Genomic DNA, 19,796 nt, shown 5'->3' with positions numbered 1-19,796 from the left:
GCTTATAAAATAAAGAAATATCAGTCAATTATTTTTTCTTAATTGATTGCTTGTATTCGTCAGAATTGATCCATGCTTCCCAAACATAATGATATTTAGACTTTTTATCACTACTCTGATTAATGGTATAAGGAAATTCTTCAGCAACTTCTTTAATTCTTTGTTTAAGAGCTTGAATAATACAAGGTTCTATACCTTCAAAGATTTCATCGATTTTCTTCTCTAGTGTTGGAGTAGATAAAAGCATTGTCTTTACAAAACTAACATCGTCTTTAAAAGGTGTCCATTCTGTTACCTTATCTAAATTTGAACTTCCTTTAGCAATTCTTGAAAAAGATTTTATCAAGGATTCATCTCCTGGATTTATTAAATTTGGATCTTCTTCATCACCAAGTAAATACCCGACAGAAACGCCAAAATACTTTGCAAGAATAACCGCATTATTCTTTTTAGGATTTCTCACACCTTGATTATAGCTTGACAATGTTGGGTATGCTATACCAGTTTCTTCACTAATCTTTTTTAGTGTTTTACCACTTAAAGCTACTAAATATGGAATTTTTGTATTCATAATTTCTCCTTTTGTAACTAAAATAACACAAATAATACAAAATTTCAATCAGAAATACAAAAAACGTTTGACAAATATACAAAAGTGTTTTAAAATGTATTTTGTATTAAAGTTATACAAAAGTCAATACTTTCGGAGCTTATAAAATATAGAAAGGAGTCAGAAATGGCTTACGCAATAGAAGATCAAGAAACATTTATTAAATATGATGCACGAGATAAACAATGGAGCATTGAAACCAGTTATTATCCTCACATCCAAAAGGTAATGAAGCTTTCAAAGGCATATGAAGTATTAGAATCTGAGAAAGAAAACAACAGAATCATTTGGCTCAAAGCAAATATGAAGATTGGCAATGATTTTTCAATTAATGTATTTCCGAAGAAAAAACGTAGGATTACCATTGAACAACGTAATACAATCGCTGAACGTTTAAAACACTCAAGAGAGAAACCTAAAGAATAAAAATGTGCAAAGTCATAATAAACGATTTATAGAAAAGGAGAACTTAAAAATGTCAGAAGCTTTTACAATTCAACTCCCAAAAGTAACAGAAAAAAAATTACTTGCTCGATATGACAACATGCTACAAAGTGCAATAGAAAAAGCTCTAGAAGATAAAGAACTCTATAAACCTATGGTGCGTATGGCGGGTTTATGTCGCTGGTTAGATGTCTCTACCACCACTATTATTAAATGGCAACGTGAAGGAATGCCCCACATTGTTATTGACGGAGTTACTTTATATGATAAGCGTAAAGTGACTGAATGGCTACATAGATTTGAAAGATGAGGTTGCTGTATGTCTGATTCGAAAAAATATTATTACATGAGGTTGAAAGAAGATTTTTTTGATACTGAAGAACTACTTCTCTTGGAAAATCAACCTGATGGCGAAAAGTACTCAAATATCCTTCTGAAGTTATATTTAAAAAGTTTAAAGAATGAGGGTAAATTGATGTATAGAGATAGGATTCCTTACAATCCATGGTTAATAGCTTCTATGACAAGGCAACCCGTTGCTGTTGTCGAAAAAGCATTACATTTGTTCCAGGAGCTTGAGTTAATTGAGGTGTTGGACAATGGTGCAATCTATATGATGGATATTCAAAACTTTATAGGGAAAACAACAACAGAAGCCGATCGCAAAAGAGAATATAGAAATAGAATTGCTAACGAAAAACAAAATATTTTATTATCTGGACAAATGTCCGACAAAAGTCCGACAAATCTCCACCAGAGTCTAGAGATTAGAGATAAGAGATTAGAGAATAGATATTTAGTTCTAGAAGAGCCTAAAAATAATACTTCAAAAAAGAAAAATTTTATAGGTGAAAATTACTATAACTTAGTTCAAGTCATTGCTGATAAATATAACGATCGTTTTATGTATCCCCAAGGTTTTGTTTTAAAACACTCTCAAAAAATGAAGATTGGAAAGTACCTGGAATCAAATTATATACAAAGTAATGAGATCATGGATTTAATTGACAGGATTCCTTCAACCACAGAAAGTCCATTAGCTTATTTGTTTAAGATGATAGAAAATCTCATTCAAGAGAGACGACAAGAAGAAAAACTAAGAGCCCATAAGGTAGCTTCTGATCATTACAAAGAAAGATCATAACATCATGAATATAAAATGTAATGAACTAATAAAATTCTTAATTAATAAGTCTTTACAGGTTTCTCAAAATGATACCATTTGCATTGATTTACGAGAAATTAAAGATATATTATTTTGTTCAAATGAATCTATTTATGATTCAGTATCTCAAATTAGACAGGAGAAATTTTATTATCCCGTTCAATTTGGAAACAAATTAATTATCTCAGAAAGAAACATTTTCGATTATATCGACATCTATGATAAAGATTATTTAAGTTATAGGATATCTACTGATTTTGAATCTCTTAGTAAAGGAGTTACAAATATGCCCCGACAGTCCGATGCATGTTCAGCTAATGAAAACAACTATCATAAAACGGAAAAGAAAAAACAATACCAGTTTATTATAAAACCATCAAATAGAGATAAGTTAGAAAAATTGGTAAAAGAAAACAATTATAAATCTGCTTCATCTTTCCTGGATAGTCTAATAGAATCTATGTGATTCTCGACATGCTTGCATGTGTAACGCACTTTTACCATTTGGTAAAGTATAGTGCGTTATACTTCACTTGGAAGTATGCTTGATCTTAAATAGATTCCTGAACTTTAATAGCTGTTTATTTTAATTTATATAATCTATTTAAATACTTATAAGATATTTAAAAAGGAGCAAAAAATGAGCCAAATTGTAGCACGAATGCAAAAGCTAAAGAGTTCTAACTTAGGTGGGATCTACTATCACAATGAGCGTATATTTAAAAATCATAGCAATAAAAAGATTGATCCTTCAAAAACTCATCTAAATTATGAATTAACTGATCGTAACAAAGAACTAACGTATAAAAAGCAAATCACTGATTTCATTGATGAAAATAAAGTAGGCAGTCGATCTATTCGAAAGGATGCGGTATTGTGCAATGAATGGATCATAACATCTGACAGTTCTTTTTTCAAAAAATTAGATAATGAAGAAATTAAATGCTTTTTTGAAACTTCTAAAGATTTTTTTGAAAAGAGATATGGTAAAGAAAATATTGCATTTGCCAGTGTACATATGGATGAAAGTACTCCTCATATGCACTTAGGTATAGTTCCAATGGTAGAGGGTAAATTATCTTCAAAACAGATGTTTAACAGAGAAGAACTTCTCAAAATTCAAAATGATTTGCCAAAATATTTAAATGAAAATGGATATGATATTCATAGGGGGAAAGAAGGTAGCACTGCTAAACACCTTACAGTAAAAGAATATAAAGATTTACAAAATCAGTTAGAAGAAAAAACAGAAAAAGTGAATGATGCTAAACATGAATTAGCAAACATACAACATGAACTCATAAAAAATAAAAGAGAACTTGGTGAACTTACCAAAGTAATAGAATCAAATGATAAAATTCAGCAAAATTGGGATAATGAATTAGCTATAAAAAAGAAAAAACTCCCCTTTGGTAAAGAGCAGATTGTAATGGATCCTGAATCCTATAATAAGATTAAATCAAGTTATTTGGACAAGGAAATGAAAGTAGCCAAACTTGAACAAGATATATTTAAATTAAGGAATGAGATGATAATAGAGAAATCAAAGGGAGAAAAATATAGAAATATAGTAATCTCAAAGGATCGGCACATTTCTGAACTTACCAAAAAGCAACTAGCTTTACAGAATAAGTATAAAAAGCTTCTGGAAAGATTCAGAATAATGTGTGTCAAATCAAAACGGTGGCGGGAATTCGCAAAAAAACATACTTCTACTCCTCTTTTCAAAAGCCAGTTACTCATAGTTAATTCACTAAATCCAATTAAATTAATAGTTTCAGTTGTTCAACAAATAAATAAGGTTATGGATAAAAATATGTAAGGAGAAAAAAATGACAGAAAATAAAGGTTTTAAACTAACTTACTCCGGAGAACTCACTGGTAAATACATTTCCGCACTACTCATCTCAATTGCAAAACAACTAAGAGTTGAGAATGCTAATGAACTTCCACAAATTTTATTAAATAATTCAATTTATAGACAGTTCCTAACAAAACAAATCTATATAAAAAACCTAAAAGATCACCTTTTCAATCAACTAGGGGTAAAAATTGCAATCAAAAATATTGATAATAATACTAAGGTTCTATACTTAATTGTAACTGATGTTACTAGATTTCGTGAGAATATCTCATTCTATCTACTTGATACATTTACTACAAAAGAACTAGTTGATCATTTAGAATTAACTGAAAAAAGATTAAGCCTTAAAGAAAGAATAGAAAAACACAAAATAGCTATAAGGGCAGAAATCGAAGAACTAAGAACTAAAAACTAAGAGCAAATAGAAAATGATTATGAATTGAAAAACCTTTCTAATAAATTTTTACTTATTCTATGAGTTTTTTCTAATTTTTTCGATTTTTTGTGGCATACTAATAATATATAAAAAAAAGGAGGTTTATAGGATGACTAAAACTCATACATACGCAACTGTAAGACTCTGCAAAGATGGTAAAATCGCTGATTTTGAAGAATTCATACTTCCAGGGAAACTCACTCGACAAGAAGTTAAAGCGATCCTAAAAGATCAATACGGTTATGAAGTAGCCAGTTTTCCTCATTGTGTTAGTCAAACATCAAAATAGATGTTATTGCTTTTAAGGATGCAAATAGCATCCTTTTTCTTTATTTTATAAACTCCGAAACCACAATTTTAGTACCTTTTTGGTACCTAATTACTTATATATAACGTAATATAAATTACAATTATGATAAAACTTCCTTTTAAAATACGCTATATAATAGGCATTTAATCATATAATAAATGCTCCTTGTAAAATACGGTCTCAAATAAGAACCAACATAGAACCACTTCCCTTTCGGGAGTGGTTTTTTTGAGTTCTTCCTTTCTTATGTTACAATAGAAAAATGCACTCTATCACAGAAACTGTAGGGACCTTTCTTGCCTTAAAACCCTACCACCATTATTCTTCTATTCCCCTGGTTCGCTTTGAAAAGGAAGCAGCGGACACTTTTATTCTCAGCTTTAAAAGAGAGATACAACTAGTTGTCATTGATCTAGAACAAGATTCTGGTCAGAGCCTTTTATTTGCCCATGCTAGTCTTATCGAACGTCTGCAACTGTTAGAGGGCATCGCTACTGTTCCTTTAGAAGCTTTGAAGACTCTCTACGTTTTAGTTTTTCCTCGGGATCTTTACGAATTTTCTGAGGAAACACGGTTAAAGAATATCGTTACTCTCTATCAGGCCCACGAGGACGTCCTTCCTTTTCTAAAGAGGTCACGTAATATTGTGGATCAGGTCACGGCTTATGAACTCGAGTGGAAAGGTACAGCAAAAAGCCTGGCAGATTTTGATCCTTTTCGCCATACGAGCCGTTCTGAACTAGGACATCCTGATGAACTATCGGTTGTCTCCAGTAAAGATTATGACTTTATTCCTGATTTTCATCCCTTCTTATATAGTAAACGTGGGGTCCAGGTTTTCAGCATCCCTGCTGACTACCTGGACCCTAAAACTGGACAAAGGGCCAGCCTTGAGATCATGGGCTGGTACTTGCAAGATCAGCAACTAAAACTTCGATGGAAACCTAAGCATACGCGCAAGAGGCGCTGGCGTTCTTCGCAACTTTCTATCGATATTGTCAGCAAGCACTCCTTCTTTCAAGGACAAATTTTTAAAGGAGCCAGTGCTATTGTCTTTCTGGATCAGCTGGAATTCAAGGGCCCACAAGGCTACCAAGCTGACCTAGAAAAAGCCTACCACCATTTTCTAAGCATGGTAGACGAACGAAAACGCAAGGCCCTTCTTCGAATGGTAGCGCTTGGAAAGCAAAAAGGCTAAGGTTTTCCCTAGCCTTTTTCTTCTATTCTTCATTTTCTCTGATTTTCTTGATGATGCTTCCCATTTGAACGCCACCATCTTTATAGTTTCTATAATAACGGCCAGATCCATCTCCAATATAGCTGATCGGTGAGAAAGTATCGCTCTTGAAGGTACCATCTTGGTCAATCAAGTCTTCTTCCACTTCACGACGGGTTACACGAGCGATAATATTGGTCAATGCTCCGCATTCTACGAATTCAACAACTTGGCATTCAATGGAAACTGGACAAGCCGTTACCATTGGAGCGTCTACTGTTTCTCCAATTGTATAGTCTAGACCTGTAAGAGCAAACTTGTCCTTGCGGCTATTGAAACCAGCAATTTCAACCTCTGTTAAGAGCTCTTCTGTAGGGATATTCACGGTGAAGGATCCGTGTTTTTTAATTTCTGTGACGGCATTTCCTTTGGTTCTCATAGCGACCACCATCATACTACCGAGAGTATAGGCTGAACTAGAGGTCGAAATATTATAGCCATGCGCATCATCCTTGTATCCTAAGAAAAATACAGGAAATCCAAAATATAATTTACGTGTTTCAAATGTTTGTTTCAAACTTTTCTCCTTTTTATTGCTTCTTGTTTCTTTAGAAGATCAGGTCGCTTCCGCTAGATCCTGAATTTCACGGGTAAATTGGCCATTTTCTAAGATCAGAATGCGATCACAAATGGCCCGGCACAATTGCTCATCGTGGGCGATGAAGATAAAGGTATTCTGATATTTACCATGAATCTTATAAAGCAATTGTAAAATCTGAACCTGGGTTTTGGGATCCAAACCACTGAGAGATTCATCAAAAATAATGACATCTGGGTTTAGGAGCAAGGTTCTGGCAATGCAAACTCTTTGCAACTGGCCACCACTTAATTCTCTTGCTCTTTTTTCTAGTACTTCTGATGGTAAACCTACCTCTTTTAAAACAGTGTCGACCTGCTCCATCGGAAAATCTTTGGGAAGAGCTTCTAGCAAGATTTCTCTCACAGTAAATCGTGGATTGACTGCGTGAAAGGAATCTTGGAAAACGACTAAGATGCGAACGCCATCCTCTTTGATGGAATAGGGTTTGCCATCTAAGAGAACCTGTCCTTGAGTTGGCTTTTCAATTCCTAAGATGACTCTTGCCAGCGTGGACTTGCCACTCCCACTTTCTCCCATAATTCCGACAATTTCACCTTTTTTGATGGATAGATTGCAATGGTTTAATACAGTTTTTCCTTGATAGTTGACCGTAATATCTTTACATTCCAGCATTATTTCTGATCACCTGCTTCAAATCTTGTTCTAAAAATAATTCCTTAGTATAGCTTTCTTTTGGAGCTGTCAAAAGATCCTCGGTTTTTCCAAATTCAACGACTTTGCCCTTCTCCAAGACCAACATATTGCCACCGAGTTCCCTGGCTAAATAATAGTCATGGGTAACGGTAATAACCGTCTTGTGCTGAGCGAGTAAGTCTTTGATCAAGCTTAGGATCATCTCACGATTCACCCGATCGACTGCTGAGGTTGGTTCGTCTAGTATAATCGTTTCGGGATCTAGACACAAGATCATACCTAACATAATCCGTTGGAGCATGCCTCCGCTCAGTTCAAAGGAGTATTGCTGGAGAACTGATTCTGGATTTGCGATCCGAACCTTTTCTAAAACGTCAAGAACTTTCTTGCGGCATTCACTTTTGGAAAGAGTTGAATGACTTTTTATGGTTTCATAGAAGTGCGTCCAGATCGTTTGAAAGGGATTAAACATAGACATGGGATTTTGAACCAAGTAAGCGATCTTCTGCCCTCTAAAGGCGTTCCAATCTTTGTCTGAAAAAGAATCTAGATGGAGATCTCCATAATGAATCGATCCAGTCTGTTTCATGTTCCGAGGAATAATCCCTATTAAAGCCTTAGTTAAGAGCGTTTTTCCAGATCCACTTTCTCCCACCACTAGCAGGGATTCTCCCAAGGGATGGGTGAAAGAAACCCGATCCAGACGAGCCTCCTCCTGATCGACAAGAGAAAGATCTTTAATGATGAATGATGCCATTCTTCTCTCCTTTCTCTTCGATATATTCACCAAATAGGTTAAAGGAAATGACGGTTAAAAAGATAGCTAAGCCGGGTGCGATCATCATCCAAGGTGCCACTCGGAAGTAAGCCCGCGCATCATGCAGCATTAAGCCCCACTCCGAAACATTGGGTTGGACTCCAATTCCTAAAAAAGAAAAACCAGAAATCATCAGAATGATATTCCCGATATTCATGAGAAGGATCACCAGTACTGGCTTGTAGATAAAAGGCAAAATATGCTTTTTGAGAATATGAAATGATCCCATTCCCATGATCTGAGAACTAATCACATAGGGCTCTTGCTTGGTAGAAATAACAAGATTTGTCACAATCCTTGCATAGTAGATCCATTCGATAATGACTATGGCAATGATCATATTGCTCATCCCTTGTCCCAAGATTCCAACGGTAGCTAGGGAGAGAAGAAAACTTGGAAAAGCCATCAAGACATTGGTAAACCAAAGAAAGGCTCCTTCTATTTTTCCCTGATACCAGCCTACAACCAAGCCTACGATAAAGCCAGTCACGACTTCTAAGATACTTATCGCTACAGCTAAGAATAGGGAATAGCGTGCACCATATAAGAGTCTCGAAAAAACATCTCTTCCCAATTGGTCTGTCCCTAAAAGATGTTGGGGACTTGGACTTAAGAGCTTATTAGAAACATCTACATATTGCGGATCATAAGGCGCTATAAAGGAGGCAAACAAAGCAAGGAAAACCAAGAGACCTAATATGAAAATAGAAAACATCACACTTTTTTTCATGAACTCTTTCCTCTCTTCCTTACTCGTGGGTCAATCCAGTGGTTGACAGCTTGTGTCATGCCATTATTCAATAAGAATAGCAAGCCAAATAACATCATACATCCCTGAATTAGGGGAGTGTCAATCGATCGAATCGCCTCTACAAACAAACTGCCTAATCCATTCCAAGAAAATACTTCCTCAACAATCAAGGAACCCGTCATCAAATAGACAAAGGTTAGACTTAAACCAGTCGCAATGGATGGCAAAGCATTTCGAAGAATATGATTGGGTAAAAGATAGCGTAGTTTAACCCCTCTCATGCGCGCATTTTCAACATGTGGACTCTCCAACTGGGTCGATACAGCCTTTCTTACCAAGGCAATATATTGGCCAATCAGCGAAAAGCTTAAGGTGATACTTGGTAAGACGATGCTGAGAGGTTCATTTTTACCAGATACAGGCAATAAGCCTAATTTCACAGAAAAAATAAAAATCAACATGTAACCGAGCCAAAAGGCAGGCATGGATACCGAGCTAAAGCCAATGAAACGCATGCATTTGTCAAAGAAGGAATTGGTCTTCAAGCCACTGATAACCCCAATGGGAATAGAAACGACAATAATCAGAATAAAGGAAGTCAGTCCTAAATAAAAAGTGGATAGGAAACGACCAGCAATTAAACTGACAACGGATTCCTTCAGTAAATAAGAGGTTCCAAAGTCCAGGTGAAGAACTTTTACGAACCAAGATAGATATTGTTCAATCCAGGATTTATCCAAACCCAAATAGGTTCTCGCATTTTCAAGAGCTGCTGGAGTGATTGGCAAATGCCGAATTCGCAGATAATTCTCTGCTGGATCCTGCGATGTAAATTTGGTCAGGATAAAGGTAATAATAGAGATAACTAGTAAACCACTTATAAAACTAATAATTTTTTTAAAAACAGCTTTCATATCATATAAAACGTAGATCATAAAACAATGTAATCCGCTTTAAAAGATCAACATTGATCCTCTAAAGCGGAGTCCCATATCAAAATAAAAGGATTGTCACTTTGATGGAGGCCACATTGTCTACTTCATTCAAGACCTTGTCCTTATTTGTTCACTTTTTCAATGTAGCGAACTGGAAGGGCATTTTCTTCTGGAGCAAAACGAACATTTTTCAACTCACCTGTGCGATAAACAGAGATCACTGACTGATAAGTCAATGGGATATAAACTGCTTCTTCATGGAGCAAGGTCAAAGCTTTTTTATAGCCAGCATCTACTTTATCTTCATCTGGTTCTGTCAAAGTTTGTTTGATGGTCTCATCCAATTCTTTCTTAATTGGAAGGGCTTCAAGAGAAACATTTTCTGGGTGACCATTTGCAGACTCTGCTGTCAAAGCTGTCATCCATGCATGAGGGTCCCATGGAGCTCCCCAAGAGAAAGTGAGCATCATATCAAAGTTTCCTGTTTTTGCATTTTCCCAATAATCGTCTTCTTCCATGGCCGTCAATTTCACTTCGACACCAATTTTCTTCAATTCACCTTGGAAATATTCAGCTAGGTCTTTATCAGTTGCTTTTGTAGAAATGTAAGGGAAATTCAATTCCATCTTCTTGCCGTCTTTGGCACGGATTCCATCAGATCCCTTCTTCCAACCAGCAGCATCCAACATTTTTTCTGCTTCTTTGTTATCAAATTTATATGGTGTTAAGCCAGCATCTGAGTGAGGAGTTGATTTAGAGAAGATGGTATCCGCAGGAGTTTCTGCACCCATGAACAATTTCTCTGCGATTTCTTTTTTGTTAATGGCATGGTTAATAGCCTTACGAACATTCTTATCTTGGAATACTTCTTGTTTGGCGTTCAAGAGCAACAAACGAGTTGACATTGGTTGCGAAACATCTGTTGTATATTTCTTGTCTTTCTTGTATTGTGCGAATGTATTTAAACTAATGATACCATTTCCATACAGCAAATCTACTTTACCAGATTCAAATTCTAAAGCCCGTGTTTGAGGGTCAGGAATAATCTTGATGGTAACTTCTTTTAGTTTTGGTTTTTCCCCCCAGTAGTTTTCATTACGTTCAAAAGTGATATATTCGTTAGATTTCTTATCTTTCACCACCCATTGACCCGTACCGATAGAGGATTTAATTTTATTTTTAGTCGTATCGTCACCATCTGGGAAGCTTGCATCTGCTAAGAAACGAATTGGACGAATCATAGAAAGATCATAAAGGGTAGCACTGTATGGTTCTTTGAGGGTAATTTCAAAAGTGTGATCATCGATAACTTTGTAACTATCTAAAACATTGGTAAAGTTAAACCATTCATGGTTTCCTTTGTTTTCTTTTGAGAAGATCGTATCGAAATTCCGCTTCACATTGGCTGCATTGAAATCAGAGCCATCTGAGAATTTGGCTTTTCTCAAGTTAAATGTATAGGTTTTCCCATCTTCACTTACTTTCCAACTCTCAGCTAAGGCTGGCTCAATTTTTCCATTGTCTCCGTAACGAACAAGCCCTTCATAAACTAAATCTTGAATAATAAATTGATCTGGATTATATACGTGGGGATTGACATCTCCAAAGTCTTCTCCCCAGGCGAGAGTAATCTTGTCTTTCTCAGCATTGCTGTCTGAAGACTTACCATTCTGCTGGCAGGCAGCTAGACACAAAACTGCTAAACTCGTAACAGCTAATTTCCAAAATTTCTTCATTATAAAAACCTCATGATTGATTATTTTTATTAACACTAGTATGTAACGCATCTCCAAATTTTGTAATCAATAAAATGACTCCGATTAAAAAGATGCAAGGAAAAGCGACGATCCAGGGAGCCTCCTGGATATAGGTGCGACCATCATTCATCATAGCTCCCCATTCTGGAGACGGTGCTTGTGCGCCTAGTCCAACAAAACTGAGACCGGCAATCTCCATGATGATCGATGAAACATTAAAGATCATAGTGGTGACAATTTGTGGAAATAGACTGGGAACATAGTAATGTTTGATGGTCTTCCAAAAACTATTTCCATACATTTTTGCTGACTGAATATAGAATTCATTTTTTAAACGCAGGGTCAGCGACCGTGTGATATAGGCATACTTGGTCCAAGCCGTTAAGCCAATGGCAATGACCGTTTGTTGCAATCCCACTCCTAATAGGCTCACAATAGCAATCACTAAGACTATGGATGGTAAGGACTGAAAAGCAGTAATGAACAAGAAAATAGCTCGATCAAACTTCCCACCTATCAAGGCACTGGTTACTCCAATCAAGGAACCAACAAGGGTAACCAAGAGGAGGATCCCGACTGCAGGCACAATGGTTTGTACTCCACCACTCAGAGTTCGAGCAAATACAGACCGGCCCACAGCATCTGTACCAAACCATTCTTGACTATTGGGTGCTTGGAGGGCATTTTCTAAATGAACCTTGGTAGTGCTGTCTCCTAAAAAGAAGGGAGACAGACAAGAAACCACTAGAACCAAGAGAAGGCATCCAGCCAAGAGATAGAGGTTGCGGTGACTAACTTTTTTCATCACTTATCCCCTCCATTTCCTTTAGGACTGACCTCTTTCTTAAAAAGAAGGAAGGGGGTTGGTTTTGATAGACGGGTCTTCGGATTTAGCCATGTGATCAAGGCTTGGGTGGTAAAATTGACAAGTAATACTCCAAGTGTAATCATCAGAACAGCTCCTTGGACCAGAGGATAATCTCGATTGACCACAACTGCAATCAGCATTTTTCCAATTCCTGGCCAAGAGAATAAATACTCTATGATAGCAACACCTCCTAACAGAGAACCCAGTGACAAACTCACCAATGTCAACAAAAAGGGAAGGGTATTATACAAGACATCCTTAAATAGAATGCGGCCTTCCGGTATGCCACGTCCTCTAGCACCTTCTACTGCTGGTGACTGTAGTTCATCTATGATGGCCGTTCTTAATTGAGGAATATAGCGCGTAGACATGGTCAGGGCCATGGTAGAAATCGGTAAAATTAAGCCCCATTCATTTGCAGTTGACTGAATAGGAAACCAGCCAAGCTTGACCGAAAAGACAAGCATTAAGAGAATTCCAATGACAAAACTAGGAATGGCATTTAAAAATGCGCAAACTGTCATTATAAATCGATCCAGTCTACTACCGATATGATAGGCTGCATACATCGAAAGAGGAAGGGAAATGGCAAGCGTTGCCAGCAAGATATGGATCCCTAAATAGATCGTATTTGGAAAGTAAAAGACCATTTGATCCCAAACTGGGGCTCCTGTACGATAGCTGATCCCAAAATTCCCTTGGAGGATGTTTCCTAACCATCTCAGATATTGCAAAATGAAACTATCATTTAAGCCCATCTCAGCTCGTTTTACCTCTAGTAGCGATTTGGTATAAGGAATTCCTTGCGCATTTAAGATACTTTCTGCAGGGTCCCCTTTGGCTAGATACACTAACAAGAAAGAAAGAAAGCTAACACAGAGCAGAATCAAAACCATTTGAAACAGTAATTTGATGAAATATCTTATCATAGCTCCCTTCCTTCTTCTTGATATGGTTTCATCAACATTTTGGTGTAGTCCGATTGAGGATTTCGCAAAACGTCTGACATCACCCCTTTCTCTTGAATTTTTCCATCTTTTAGTACCATGATTTCATCACAAAATTGGCTGACCAGCGCAATATCGTGTGAAATAAAGAGAAAAGATGTTTGGGAGCTATTCTGAATCTCTTGTAGAAGGTCCATCACTCCATCTTGGACAGTCACGTCTAAGGCACTGGTGATCTCATCACAAATCAATAGGTCAGGCTGGACCAAGAGAGCTCTGGCTATAGCCATCCGTTGACATTCTCCACCACTTAATTGGTGGGGAAACTGCTGCGCCAGATCCGGATGCAAGCCAACCCTTTCCAAGAGTTGGTGAATCTGCTCTACCATCTCCTTCTTAGTCTTACAAATATTAAAATTCTTACAAACCTCTTCTAAACTTTCTTGTAAAGTCCTTTTGGGATGAAAGGCTTCTTGGGGCTGTTGATAAATATATTGCACCTTTTTGTAAAACTCAAGGTCTGTATAAGTCGTCAGTGATTGCCCCAAGAACTGAATACTTCCCTCTTGCACGTTCAGGAGTCGACTCAGAATTTTGGCAATGGTGCTTTTACCCGAACCGGATTCTCCAACCAAACCAAGCCGATGTCCTTTTTCTAGCGTAAAGGAGACATCAAAAACGCCAGCCTGATGATGAAGCGAATCATTATAATGATGAGTGAGATCTTTACATTCGAGTAAATAGGTCATTTGGTGACTCCTGCTACAATTTTAATTTTGGAATAGCCATTAGTAACTTCTGGGTGTAGGGATGTTGCGGATTTTGGAAAATTTGGTCGCGACTTCCTTCTTCCACAATCTTCCCCTCCTTCATAACCAAGATCCTATCTGCCAACTTTTTGGCGACACTCATATCATGAGTGACAAATAAGAGGCTAGATTCTTCGCTCCTTAGCATTTCAATCAAGGTTTGAAGAAATGATTCCTTGGAGAGAACATCAAGAGCACTGGTCGGCTCATCTGCCAAGAGCAATTTAGGATGAGTGGCAAGGGCCAAAGCAATCGCCACTCGTTGCATCATACCTCCACTAAGTTCAAAAGGGTACTTGGATGAGACCTGAGCCGGATCCAACCCAACCATCTGGAGGCATTCCTCTAACGATCTCATCTTTCTTACTTGAGAGGCATGACTCTTGACGAGATCCTCGTAATGGTGCTTGATTTTACGGTTATTGTTAAAACCTAGACTGGACTGTTGGGTAATCCAGGCTAGTTCTGTCCCCACAAATGGATAAGAAACCCGCTTCTTTTGTGGGCTGATGGCCTGATCCCTATAAGAAATACTTCCTTTGTTAAAGACTAAATCGTTCAAGGGAAGACCCAAAAGCAGTTTTAAAATCGTTGTTTTGCCACTTCCGCTTTCTCCGACGATTCCGACTGCTTCACCTGCCGAAACGGTTAGAGAAAGTTGATCTAAAATAACCTTTGACGGGGAAGAAACCGTGACATTCGTCAGTTGTAACATGGCATTATTCCTTCGAGAGTTTGTTGGTTACATGATAATAATCTGTTGGATGTGATTCCAAATGAGAGATGGATTTGTTCATGACGATGGCAACTTTATAAAATCCAATGATCGTATACCCATGATCCTTATCTATAAGGGCTTGAATGTCCTTGCTTAATTGTATCCGTTTTTTCTGATCGGTTTCAGTTGCTAACTCTTTGATTTTCTGATCAGCTTCCGCATTGCTATAATGACCGATATTTCCTACTCCATCTGTCTTAACAGCTGAGTTAAAGTAAGCATATGGATCGCCAATCGGAGCAGCTACGACGGCATAAGGCGTAAAGGCATAATTTTTCTCCGTAGCGACAGCACTTACTTCAACCTTACGAATCTTCGCTTCAATTCCAACTTCTTTTAATTGTTGTTGAGAAGCTTCAATGGCTAAAGGCATTTCTGGTAAACGAGTAAAGGAGAGCAATTCAATCGTGACTTTCTTTCCATCTTTTTCACGATAGCCATCCCCATCTGTATCCTTGTATCCAGCCTCATCTAACAGCTTCTTAGCTTTTTCTACATTAAACTCATGAATACTTTTATCTAAGGCAAAATCAGAGCTAGAAGGGAGCGGTCCAGTAGCTGGAACGGCCGCACCTTTAAAGAGAGATTTTGTATAAGTTTTCTTGTCGATCAAGGTATCCAAAGCTTGACGGAACTGATCATCAGCTACATAAGGATCTTCAAAGTTATAGACATAGCTTAAGTAACGGCCACCTTCTTTTTCAGAAATTTTATACTGACTGTCCTTCTTAAAGCTTGCTAAATTAGCATAGGGAAGCCCATAAACAGCATCGACTTCTTTGGATTGAAGGGCAACAGAAATGGCTGTCGGATCAGAGAAATATTTAATCTGAACCTGTGCCACCTTCGCTTTACCACCCCAATAGTTTTCATAGGCCTCTAAAGTAGCTCCTGTTTCTGGAGTATAGGTCTTGATAAGAAACGGGCCTGTCCCTACTGGAGATTTGTCAGAGGCAGCCTTCCCATCTACATCTACAATAACAGAATAAGGCTCTGCTAATAGATTCTTCATGATCGGCTGTTCTAATTTTGTTTCAATGGTGACGGTTTGACCATCTGAATGAATGCTCTCAATTCCAAGGTCATCCGCTGCACGTTTACTCTTTTCAATGAGTCGTTTTAAAGAGGTCTCTACCTTAGCACCTGTCATTTTTTCCCCATTTTGGAAAGTGACATCATTGCGAAGGGTAATTTTCCACTCCAACTGAGAGGATTGCTCTATTTTTTTAGCTAGCCAAGGTTGTGGTTCTAACTGATCATCCATTTTAAATAAGGTTTCTCCCACTCCATAACGGACAGTGAACCAGCCATTGTACTCGTCTGCAGGATCAATATTGGTTGGAAACTGAGTATACCCAATGGTTACCGTTTGAGCGTTTTTGGCATCTTCAGGTGAGGAAGGTTGATTCGTTTTTGCACAACCAAGAAGAGCGAGGCTCACTAAAGCTGTTCCTAAAAGTAATTTCCATTTTTTCATTTGTATTCTCATCCTGTTAATATAGTTTAATTGACAAGAAAGTAAAACGAAGAGATAACCAATCCCAAAAACTACCGTCTTACTTTCTATATCATTTTGTGTTTTGATCACTTGTCCTGTGAATGATTCAAGTCAGCTTCTTGTTTGATAAGTCTTTCTTCCCAAGGATCATTGTCCTCTAATAACAAGGCAATTCCTTGTGGGATATCGATCGACCAAAAATCAGCTTCTCTATCAACTAAAAACTGATAAATCAGGCGTAAGACTCCTAAATGCCCAACAATCACGATTTCGGGATCTTCTGTTTCTCGAATCTCCTTGACAATCGACCAGACCCGTTCTTTAAATTTTTCAAAAGGTTCAGCCTTAGACGGCGTCACCTCAAAGGGGCTTTCCAGCCACTCTTCCCAAACCAAGGGAAAGGCTGCTTGAATTTCATTGGCTGTCCTTCCCTCCCATAAGCCGAAATCTCTTTCGTTCAATGCTTTATAAGCCGTGGGGGTCTGATCTGGGAAAATGATGGCCGCTGTTTCTTGCGTTCTTTTGAGCTGACTGGTATAAACCCGAGAAATATTTCTTCCTTTCATCAATTGATGAAGGAGGGCTGCTTGTTCTTTTCCCGTCTCATTGATGGACACATCCGCTTTCCCATAGAAGAATCGTTTTTTATTAAAGTCTGTTTCTCCATGGCGAATCAGATACCACTTTTTTACTGTCATATGATCATTCCTATTAAAAATAATATCTGAGCTACTTCTACTGATGCTCCTAGGGTATCCCCTGTCTCCCCATCGATCTTTTGATAAACGAACCAGCGAAAGGCGAGAGTCCCAAGAATGACCAAGCTATATGCAAGAAGCCCTTTTAGCCAAAAACCAGCAATAAGAACGGCTAGTGGGACAATCTGAGCTAAGAGGATCGAACTGGTCTTGGTTCCGGAAAAGAAATTTCCAGAGCCACCAGATTCTCTTGCATAGCGCATCTTGTAGAGCTGAATGGTCAAACCAACCTTCCCAATCATCGATAAAGAAGCGACAATCAGCCACTTGGGCTGAGGAAGATAAGGTCCCATCGCGATCATCAATCCGTAATAGAAAATTAAGGCCAAGACACCGTTGCTACCGATACGGCTGTCTTTCATGATTTCCAACATCCGTTCTTTGGAACGAGAAGAGAATAAGCCATCTGCTGTATCAGCAAGGCCATCTAAATGGAAGCCACCCGTTAAAAGGACATCAAAGAACAAGGTCAAAATCCAAGCAATGGTATCAGGAAGTACCAAAGAGGTCAAAACAAAAAATAAGGAGGAAATGAGTCCTAATAAGAGACCAAAGAGAGTTAAAATCGGAACTCCCTTTCGAACATAGGAGAGATCAACTGCTTTTGGAATCACAATCCGACTAAAAAATTGTGTATAGATAATCAGTGCTGAAATCATTTTAACTGCTGTGCCAGTCCACAAATAACTAAGTAGACTTCACTTGCCTCCTTTGCAATCAATTGATTGACTCGCCCTTGAAGATCTCTAAAGTAACGTCCTAGACGAGTATCTGGAACGATACCGAGACCAACTTCATTGGTGACAATCCAAAAAGTAGCTTGGCGTTTCTTCATGGCCGAAAGTATCTGAGACCACTCTGCTTCCATGGCGTCCAAAATACGGGCTTGTTCGGCTTTACTTAAAAACTGTTCGTCCGATAAGAAGCCTTTTTCGGGATACCACTCATTGACCAAATCAAAGAGCTGATTGGTAGTTAACATGGTCGCACAGTCCAATAAATAATCGCCATGATGGTCTTGTTCAATCCAGGTAGCTAAGTCCCGGTACTGCTCAAGCGTATCCCAGCTTTGTGGTCGTCTTTCTTGATGGAGCTTGACCCGCTCCTGCCATTCTGGATCCTCTTTCATCACGAGACCAGTGGCTATGTAACAAACCCCTTCCTTCTGCAAGAGTTTGGATTCAGCGAAGGAGGATTTGCCACTACGAGCACCGCCCGTGACTAAAACAATCTTCCCCATAATCTTCCTTTCATGACAACTGACTAAAGGCTTTGTCAAAAGCAGCTAACGTACGGTCCAGATCTTCAAAGGAATGGGCACTGGATAAGAAGTTGCTCTCATACTGAGATGGTGCAATATAGACACCTTCTTCTAAAAGCAAGCCATGAACCTTGGCAAAAAGTTGGTGATCTGATTGTTTGGAATCCTCAAAATTCAAAACTGGTTTTTCTGAGAAGAAAAATCCGAACATGGTTCCAACAGAGACTACTTGGAGGGCTAGTCCATGTTTTTCTGCTAACTGTCGGATCCCCTGACAGAGATAGTCTGTTTTTTCGACAGTTTGATCAAAGATTTCCTTGGTCAATAGGCGTAAGTTTTCATAACCTGCTGCCATGGCGATTGGATTCCCTGATAGAGTTCCAGCTTGATAAATATCGCCCAGTGGAGCAATTTGATTCATGTATTGAGCGTTCCCACCAAAAGCAGCGACTGGGAAACCACCACCGATGACTTTTCCTAGACAGATTAAATCTGGATCGACTTGGTACAAGCCCACTGCCCCTTGGTAATGAGCACGAAAACCAGTCATGACTTCATCCATGATGAAGAGAGAACCGCTTTCTGTCGTGAGACGGCGGATCTCCTCAATAAATTCTTTGTGACCTGGAATCAAGCCCATATTACCGGCAACAGCTTCTACAATGACACAGGCAATTTCTGCACCATGTTCTTCAAAGCAGGTCCGTAAAGCTTCCAGATCATTATAAGGAAGGGCAATGGTTTCACGCGCCACCTCAGGTATCACACCTGCCGAATCTGCAATGCCAAAACTTGCTACACCAGATCCAGCTTGTACCAAGAAAGAATCACTATGTCCATGGTAGCAACCAATAAATTTCACTACCTTTGGTCGTTTGGTAATCCCACGCGCTAAACGAATGGCACTCATGGTTGCCTCTGTTCCTGAATTCACCATGCGGATTCTCTCTACGAAAGGCAAACGTTCTTTAATAAGTTTGCCTAATTTGATTTCACGTGGACTTGGAGCGCCGTAACTGGTCCCTTCCCATAGAGCTTCTTGCACTTCCTCAAGTACTTCTTTCCGAGCATGTCCTAAAATCATTGGTCCCCAAGAGAGCACGTAATCCACAAATTGATTGCCATCCACATCATAGAGGTAAGCTCCTTGCGAATGGTCAATGAAAAGAGGATTGCCACCTACTGCCTTAAACGCTCGTACAGGACTATTGACACCACCTGGGAAAATGGATTCTGCTTCTGTGAAGTACTCATTTGATTGTGTTCGTTTCATCTTTC

At 38.4% G+C, this 19,796-nt stretch carries 24 protein-coding genes; 8 read left to right on the top strand and 16 right to left on the bottom strand.

Features of this window, described 5'->3' with window-relative positions; genetic code table 11:
* Positions 1 to 28 precede the first annotated feature (28 nt).
* Positions 29 to 571, bottom strand: coding sequence for a helix-turn-helix domain-containing protein (locus JX304_RS07420; RefSeq protein ID WP_205011927.1), 543 nt, complete (start codon positions 569 to 571; stop codon positions 29 to 31).
* Positions 572 to 736: 165 nt separating this feature from the next.
* Between JX304_RS07420 and JX304_RS07415 the strand changes: the two genes are divergently transcribed.
* From JX304_RS07415 to JX304_RS07380, 8 genes are all read left to right on the top strand, one after another.
* The gene (locus tag JX304_RS07415; RefSeq protein WP_205011926.1) at positions 737 to 1,036 is read left to right on the top strand and encodes a hypothetical protein; all 300 of its coding nucleotides are present in this window, start codon (positions 737 to 739) and stop codon (positions 1,034 to 1,036) included.
* 49 nt (positions 1,037 to 1,085) lie between these two features.
* Complete coding sequence (locus JX304_RS07410) at positions 1,086 to 1,364, top strand: DNA-binding protein (RefSeq protein ID WP_205011925.1); 279 nt, start codon at positions 1,086 to 1,088, stop codon at positions 1,362 to 1,364.
* Positions 1,365 to 1,373: 9 nt separating this feature from the next.
* Entirely contained in the window at positions 1,374 to 2,198 is an 825-nt protein-coding gene (locus JX304_RS07405; RefSeq protein WP_205011924.1) for a phage replisome organizer N-terminal domain-containing protein, read from the top strand.
* A gap of 4 nt (positions 2,199 to 2,202) precedes the next feature.
* Positions 2,203 to 2,685: a hypothetical protein gene (locus tag JX304_RS07400; protein ID WP_205011923.1), complete on the top strand. Its 483-nt coding sequence runs from the start codon at positions 2,203 to 2,205 to the stop codon at positions 2,683 to 2,685.
* A gap of 174 nt (positions 2,686 to 2,859) precedes the next feature.
* Complete coding sequence (mobV, locus tag JX304_RS07395) at positions 2,860 to 4,041, top strand: MobV family relaxase (protein ID WP_205011922.1); 1,182 nt, start codon at positions 2,860 to 2,862, stop codon at positions 4,039 to 4,041.
* 10 nt (positions 4,042 to 4,051) lie between these two features.
* Entirely contained in the window at positions 4,052 to 4,498 is a 447-nt protein-coding gene (locus tag JX304_RS07390) for a hypothetical protein (protein ID WP_205011921.1), read from the top strand.
* A gap of 130 nt (positions 4,499 to 4,628) precedes the next feature.
* On the top strand, positions 4,629 to 4,808 hold the full coding sequence (locus JX304_RS07385) for a hypothetical protein (RefSeq protein WP_205011920.1): 180 nt from the start codon (positions 4,629 to 4,631) through the stop codon (positions 4,806 to 4,808).
* 283 nt (positions 4,809 to 5,091) lie between these two features.
* Positions 5,092 to 6,027 carry a hypothetical protein gene (locus JX304_RS07380; protein WP_205011919.1) on the top strand — a complete coding sequence of 312 codons (936 nt, stop codon included), beginning with the start codon at positions 5,092 to 5,094 and terminating at the stop codon, positions 6,025 to 6,027.
* A gap of 22 nt (positions 6,028 to 6,049) precedes the next feature.
* Here the strand turns inward: JX304_RS07380 and JX304_RS07375 are convergent, their stop codons facing one another.
* The 15 genes from JX304_RS07375 to hemL all read right to left on the bottom strand — a co-directional run bounded on the left by JX304_RS07375 (position 6,050) and on the right by hemL (position 19,791).
* Positions 6,050 to 6,622 carry a flavin reductase family protein gene (locus JX304_RS07375; RefSeq protein ID WP_205011918.1) on the bottom strand — a complete coding sequence of 191 codons (573 nt, stop codon included), beginning with the start codon at positions 6,620 to 6,622 and terminating at the stop codon, positions 6,050 to 6,052.
* Positions 6,623 to 6,661: 39 nt separating this feature from the next.
* Positions 6,662 to 7,318 carry an ABC transporter ATP-binding protein gene (locus tag JX304_RS07370; RefSeq protein ID WP_205011917.1) on the bottom strand — a complete coding sequence of 219 codons (657 nt, stop codon included), beginning with the start codon at positions 7,316 to 7,318 and terminating at the stop codon, positions 6,662 to 6,664.
* Entirely contained in the window at positions 7,305 to 8,096 is a 792-nt protein-coding gene (locus JX304_RS07365) for an ATP-binding cassette domain-containing protein (protein ID WP_205011916.1), read from the bottom strand. Before JX304_RS07365 ends, JX304_RS07370 begins: the two co-directional genes overlap by 14 nt.
* On the bottom strand, positions 8,077 to 8,886 hold the full coding sequence (locus JX304_RS07360; protein ID WP_205011915.1) for an ABC transporter permease: 810 nt from the start codon (positions 8,884 to 8,886) through the stop codon (positions 8,077 to 8,079). Before JX304_RS07360 ends, JX304_RS07365 begins: the two co-directional genes overlap by 20 nt.
* A complete protein-coding gene (locus tag JX304_RS07355) occupies positions 8,883 to 9,821 on the bottom strand; it encodes an ABC transporter permease (RefSeq protein ID WP_205011989.1) in 939 nt (312 codons plus the stop codon). The genes JX304_RS07360 and JX304_RS07355 overlap by 4 nt, the downstream gene beginning before the upstream one ends.
* Positions 9,822 to 9,964: 143 nt before the next feature.
* Positions 9,965 to 11,578 (bottom strand): nickel ABC transporter substrate-binding protein, encoded by a 1,614-nt coding sequence (nikA, locus tag JX304_RS07350; protein ID WP_205011914.1) that lies wholly within the window; start codon positions 11,576 to 11,578, stop codon positions 9,965 to 9,967.
* A gap of 10 nt (positions 11,579 to 11,588) precedes the next feature.
* Positions 11,589 to 12,404 carry an ABC transporter permease gene (locus JX304_RS07345; protein ID WP_205011913.1) on the bottom strand — a complete coding sequence of 272 codons (816 nt, stop codon included), beginning with the start codon at positions 12,402 to 12,404 and terminating at the stop codon, positions 11,589 to 11,591.
* Positions 12,404 to 13,396, bottom strand: coding sequence for an ABC transporter permease (locus tag JX304_RS07340; protein WP_205011912.1), 993 nt, complete (start codon positions 13,394 to 13,396; stop codon positions 12,404 to 12,406). Before JX304_RS07340 ends, JX304_RS07345 begins: the two co-directional genes overlap by 1 nt.
* On the bottom strand, positions 13,393 to 14,163 hold the full coding sequence (locus JX304_RS07335; RefSeq protein ID WP_205011911.1) for an ABC transporter ATP-binding protein: 771 nt from the start codon (positions 14,161 to 14,163) through the stop codon (positions 13,393 to 13,395). Before JX304_RS07335 ends, JX304_RS07340 begins: the two co-directional genes overlap by 4 nt.
* A gap of 13 nt (positions 14,164 to 14,176) precedes the next feature.
* Positions 14,177 to 14,938 (bottom strand): ATP-binding cassette domain-containing protein, encoded by a 762-nt coding sequence (locus JX304_RS07330; protein WP_205011910.1) that lies wholly within the window; start codon positions 14,936 to 14,938, stop codon positions 14,177 to 14,179.
* Positions 14,939 to 14,942: 4 nt separating this feature from the next.
* Positions 14,943 to 16,478, bottom strand: a complete 1,536-nt coding sequence (locus tag JX304_RS07325) for an ABC transporter substrate-binding protein (RefSeq protein ID WP_205011909.1) — start codon at positions 16,476 to 16,478, stop codon at positions 14,943 to 14,945.
* Between the two features lie 107 nt (positions 16,479 to 16,585).
* Positions 16,586 to 17,197, bottom strand: coding sequence for a histidine phosphatase family protein (locus JX304_RS07320; protein WP_205011908.1), 612 nt, complete (start codon positions 17,195 to 17,197; stop codon positions 16,586 to 16,588).
* Complete coding sequence (gene cobS / locus JX304_RS07315; protein ID WP_123160512.1) at positions 17,194 to 17,916, bottom strand: adenosylcobinamide-GDP ribazoletransferase; 723 nt, start codon at positions 17,914 to 17,916, stop codon at positions 17,194 to 17,196. The genes JX304_RS07320 and cobS overlap by 4 nt, the downstream gene beginning before the upstream one ends.
* Entirely contained in the window at positions 17,913 to 18,497 is a 585-nt protein-coding gene (gene cobU / locus JX304_RS07310; protein WP_205011907.1) for a bifunctional adenosylcobinamide kinase/adenosylcobinamide-phosphate guanylyltransferase, read from the bottom strand. Before cobU ends, cobS begins: the two co-directional genes overlap by 4 nt.
* A gap of 10 nt (positions 18,498 to 18,507) precedes the next feature.
* Positions 18,508 to 19,791, bottom strand: coding sequence for a glutamate-1-semialdehyde 2,1-aminomutase (gene hemL / locus JX304_RS07305; protein WP_205011906.1), 1,284 nt, complete (start codon positions 19,789 to 19,791; stop codon positions 18,508 to 18,510).
* Between the last annotated feature and the right edge of the window lie 5 nt (positions 19,792 to 19,796).

Source organism: Streptococcus parasanguinis, from assembly GCF_901875555.1.
GTDB lineage: Bacteria > Bacillota > Bacilli > Lactobacillales > Streptococcaceae > Streptococcus > Streptococcus parasanguinis_H.
Note: the sequence above shows the minus strand (reverse complement) of the source record. Positions and strands in the feature narration are given on the sequence as shown.

Bases quoted from the DNA above. Each gene is read 5' to 3' on its own strand.
- JX304_RS07370 (WP_205011917.1), bottom strand. From the start codon at position 7,318: ATGCTGGAATGTAAAGATATTACGGTCAACTATCAAGGAAAAACTGTA.
- hemL (WP_205011906.1), bottom strand. From the start codon at position 19,791: ATGAAACGAACACAATCAAATGAGTACTTCACAGAAGCAGAATCCATT.
- nikA (WP_205011914.1), bottom strand. From the start codon at position 11,578: ATGAAGAAATTTTGGAAATTAGCTGTTACGAGTTTAGCAGTTTTGTGT.
- JX304_RS07380 (WP_205011919.1), top strand. From the start codon at position 5,092: ATGCACTCTATCACAGAAACTGTAGGGACCTTTCTTGCCTTAAAACCC.
- JX304_RS07400 (WP_205011923.1), top strand. From the start codon at position 2,203: ATGAATATAAAATGTAATGAACTAATAAAATTCTTAATTAATAAGTCT.
- cobS (WP_123160512.1), bottom strand. From the start codon at position 17,916: ATGATTTCAGCACTGATTATCTATACACAATTTTTTAGTCGGATTGTG.
- JX304_RS07320 (WP_205011908.1), bottom strand. From the start codon at position 17,197: ATGACAGTAAAAAAGTGGTATCTGATTCGCCATGGAGAAACAGACTTT.
- JX304_RS07355 (WP_205011989.1), bottom strand. From the start codon at position 9,821: ATGAAAGCTGTTTTTAAAAAAATTATTAGTTTTATAAGTGGTTTACTA.
- JX304_RS07360 (WP_205011915.1), bottom strand. From the start codon at position 8,886: ATGAAAAAAAGTGTGATGTTTTCTATTTTCATATTAGGTCTCTTGGTT.
- JX304_RS07325 (WP_205011909.1), bottom strand. From the start codon at position 16,478: ATGAAAAAATGGAAATTACTTTTAGGAACAGCTTTAGTGAGCCTCGCT.
- JX304_RS07345 (WP_205011913.1), bottom strand. From the start codon at position 12,404: ATGAAAAAAGTTAGTCACCGCAACCTCTATCTCTTGGCTGGATGCCTT.
- JX304_RS07415 (WP_205011926.1), top strand. From the start codon at position 737: ATGGCTTACGCAATAGAAGATCAAGAAACATTTATTAAATATGATGCA.
- JX304_RS07330 (WP_205011910.1), bottom strand. From the start codon at position 14,938: ATGTTACAACTGACGAATGTCACGGTTTCTTCCCCGTCAAAGGTTATT.
- JX304_RS07390 (WP_205011921.1), top strand. From the start codon at position 4,052: ATGACAGAAAATAAAGGTTTTAAACTAACTTACTCCGGAGAACTCACT.
- mobV (WP_205011922.1), top strand. From the start codon at position 2,860: ATGAGCCAAATTGTAGCACGAATGCAAAAGCTAAAGAGTTCTAACTTA.
- JX304_RS07420 (WP_205011927.1), bottom strand. From the start codon at position 571: ATGAATACAAAAATTCCATATTTAGTAGCTTTAAGTGGTAAAACACTA.
- JX304_RS07340 (WP_205011912.1), bottom strand. From the start codon at position 13,396: ATGATAAGATATTTCATCAAATTACTGTTTCAAATGGTTTTGATTCTG.
- JX304_RS07365 (WP_205011916.1), bottom strand. From the start codon at position 8,096: ATGGCATCATTCATCATTAAAGATCTTTCTCTTGTCGATCAGGAGGAG.
- JX304_RS07410 (WP_205011925.1), top strand. From the start codon at position 1,086: ATGTCAGAAGCTTTTACAATTCAACTCCCAAAAGTAACAGAAAAAAAA.
- JX304_RS07385 (WP_205011920.1), top strand. From the start codon at position 4,629: ATGACTAAAACTCATACATACGCAACTGTAAGACTCTGCAAAGATGGT.
- JX304_RS07335 (WP_205011911.1), bottom strand. From the start codon at position 14,163: ATGACCTATTTACTCGAATGTAAAGATCTCACTCATCATTATAATGAT.
- JX304_RS07405 (WP_205011924.1), top strand. From the start codon at position 1,374: ATGTCTGATTCGAAAAAATATTATTACATGAGGTTGAAAGAAGATTTT.
- cobU (WP_205011907.1), bottom strand. From the start codon at position 18,497: ATGGGGAAGATTGTTTTAGTCACGGGCGGTGCTCGTAGTGGCAAATCC.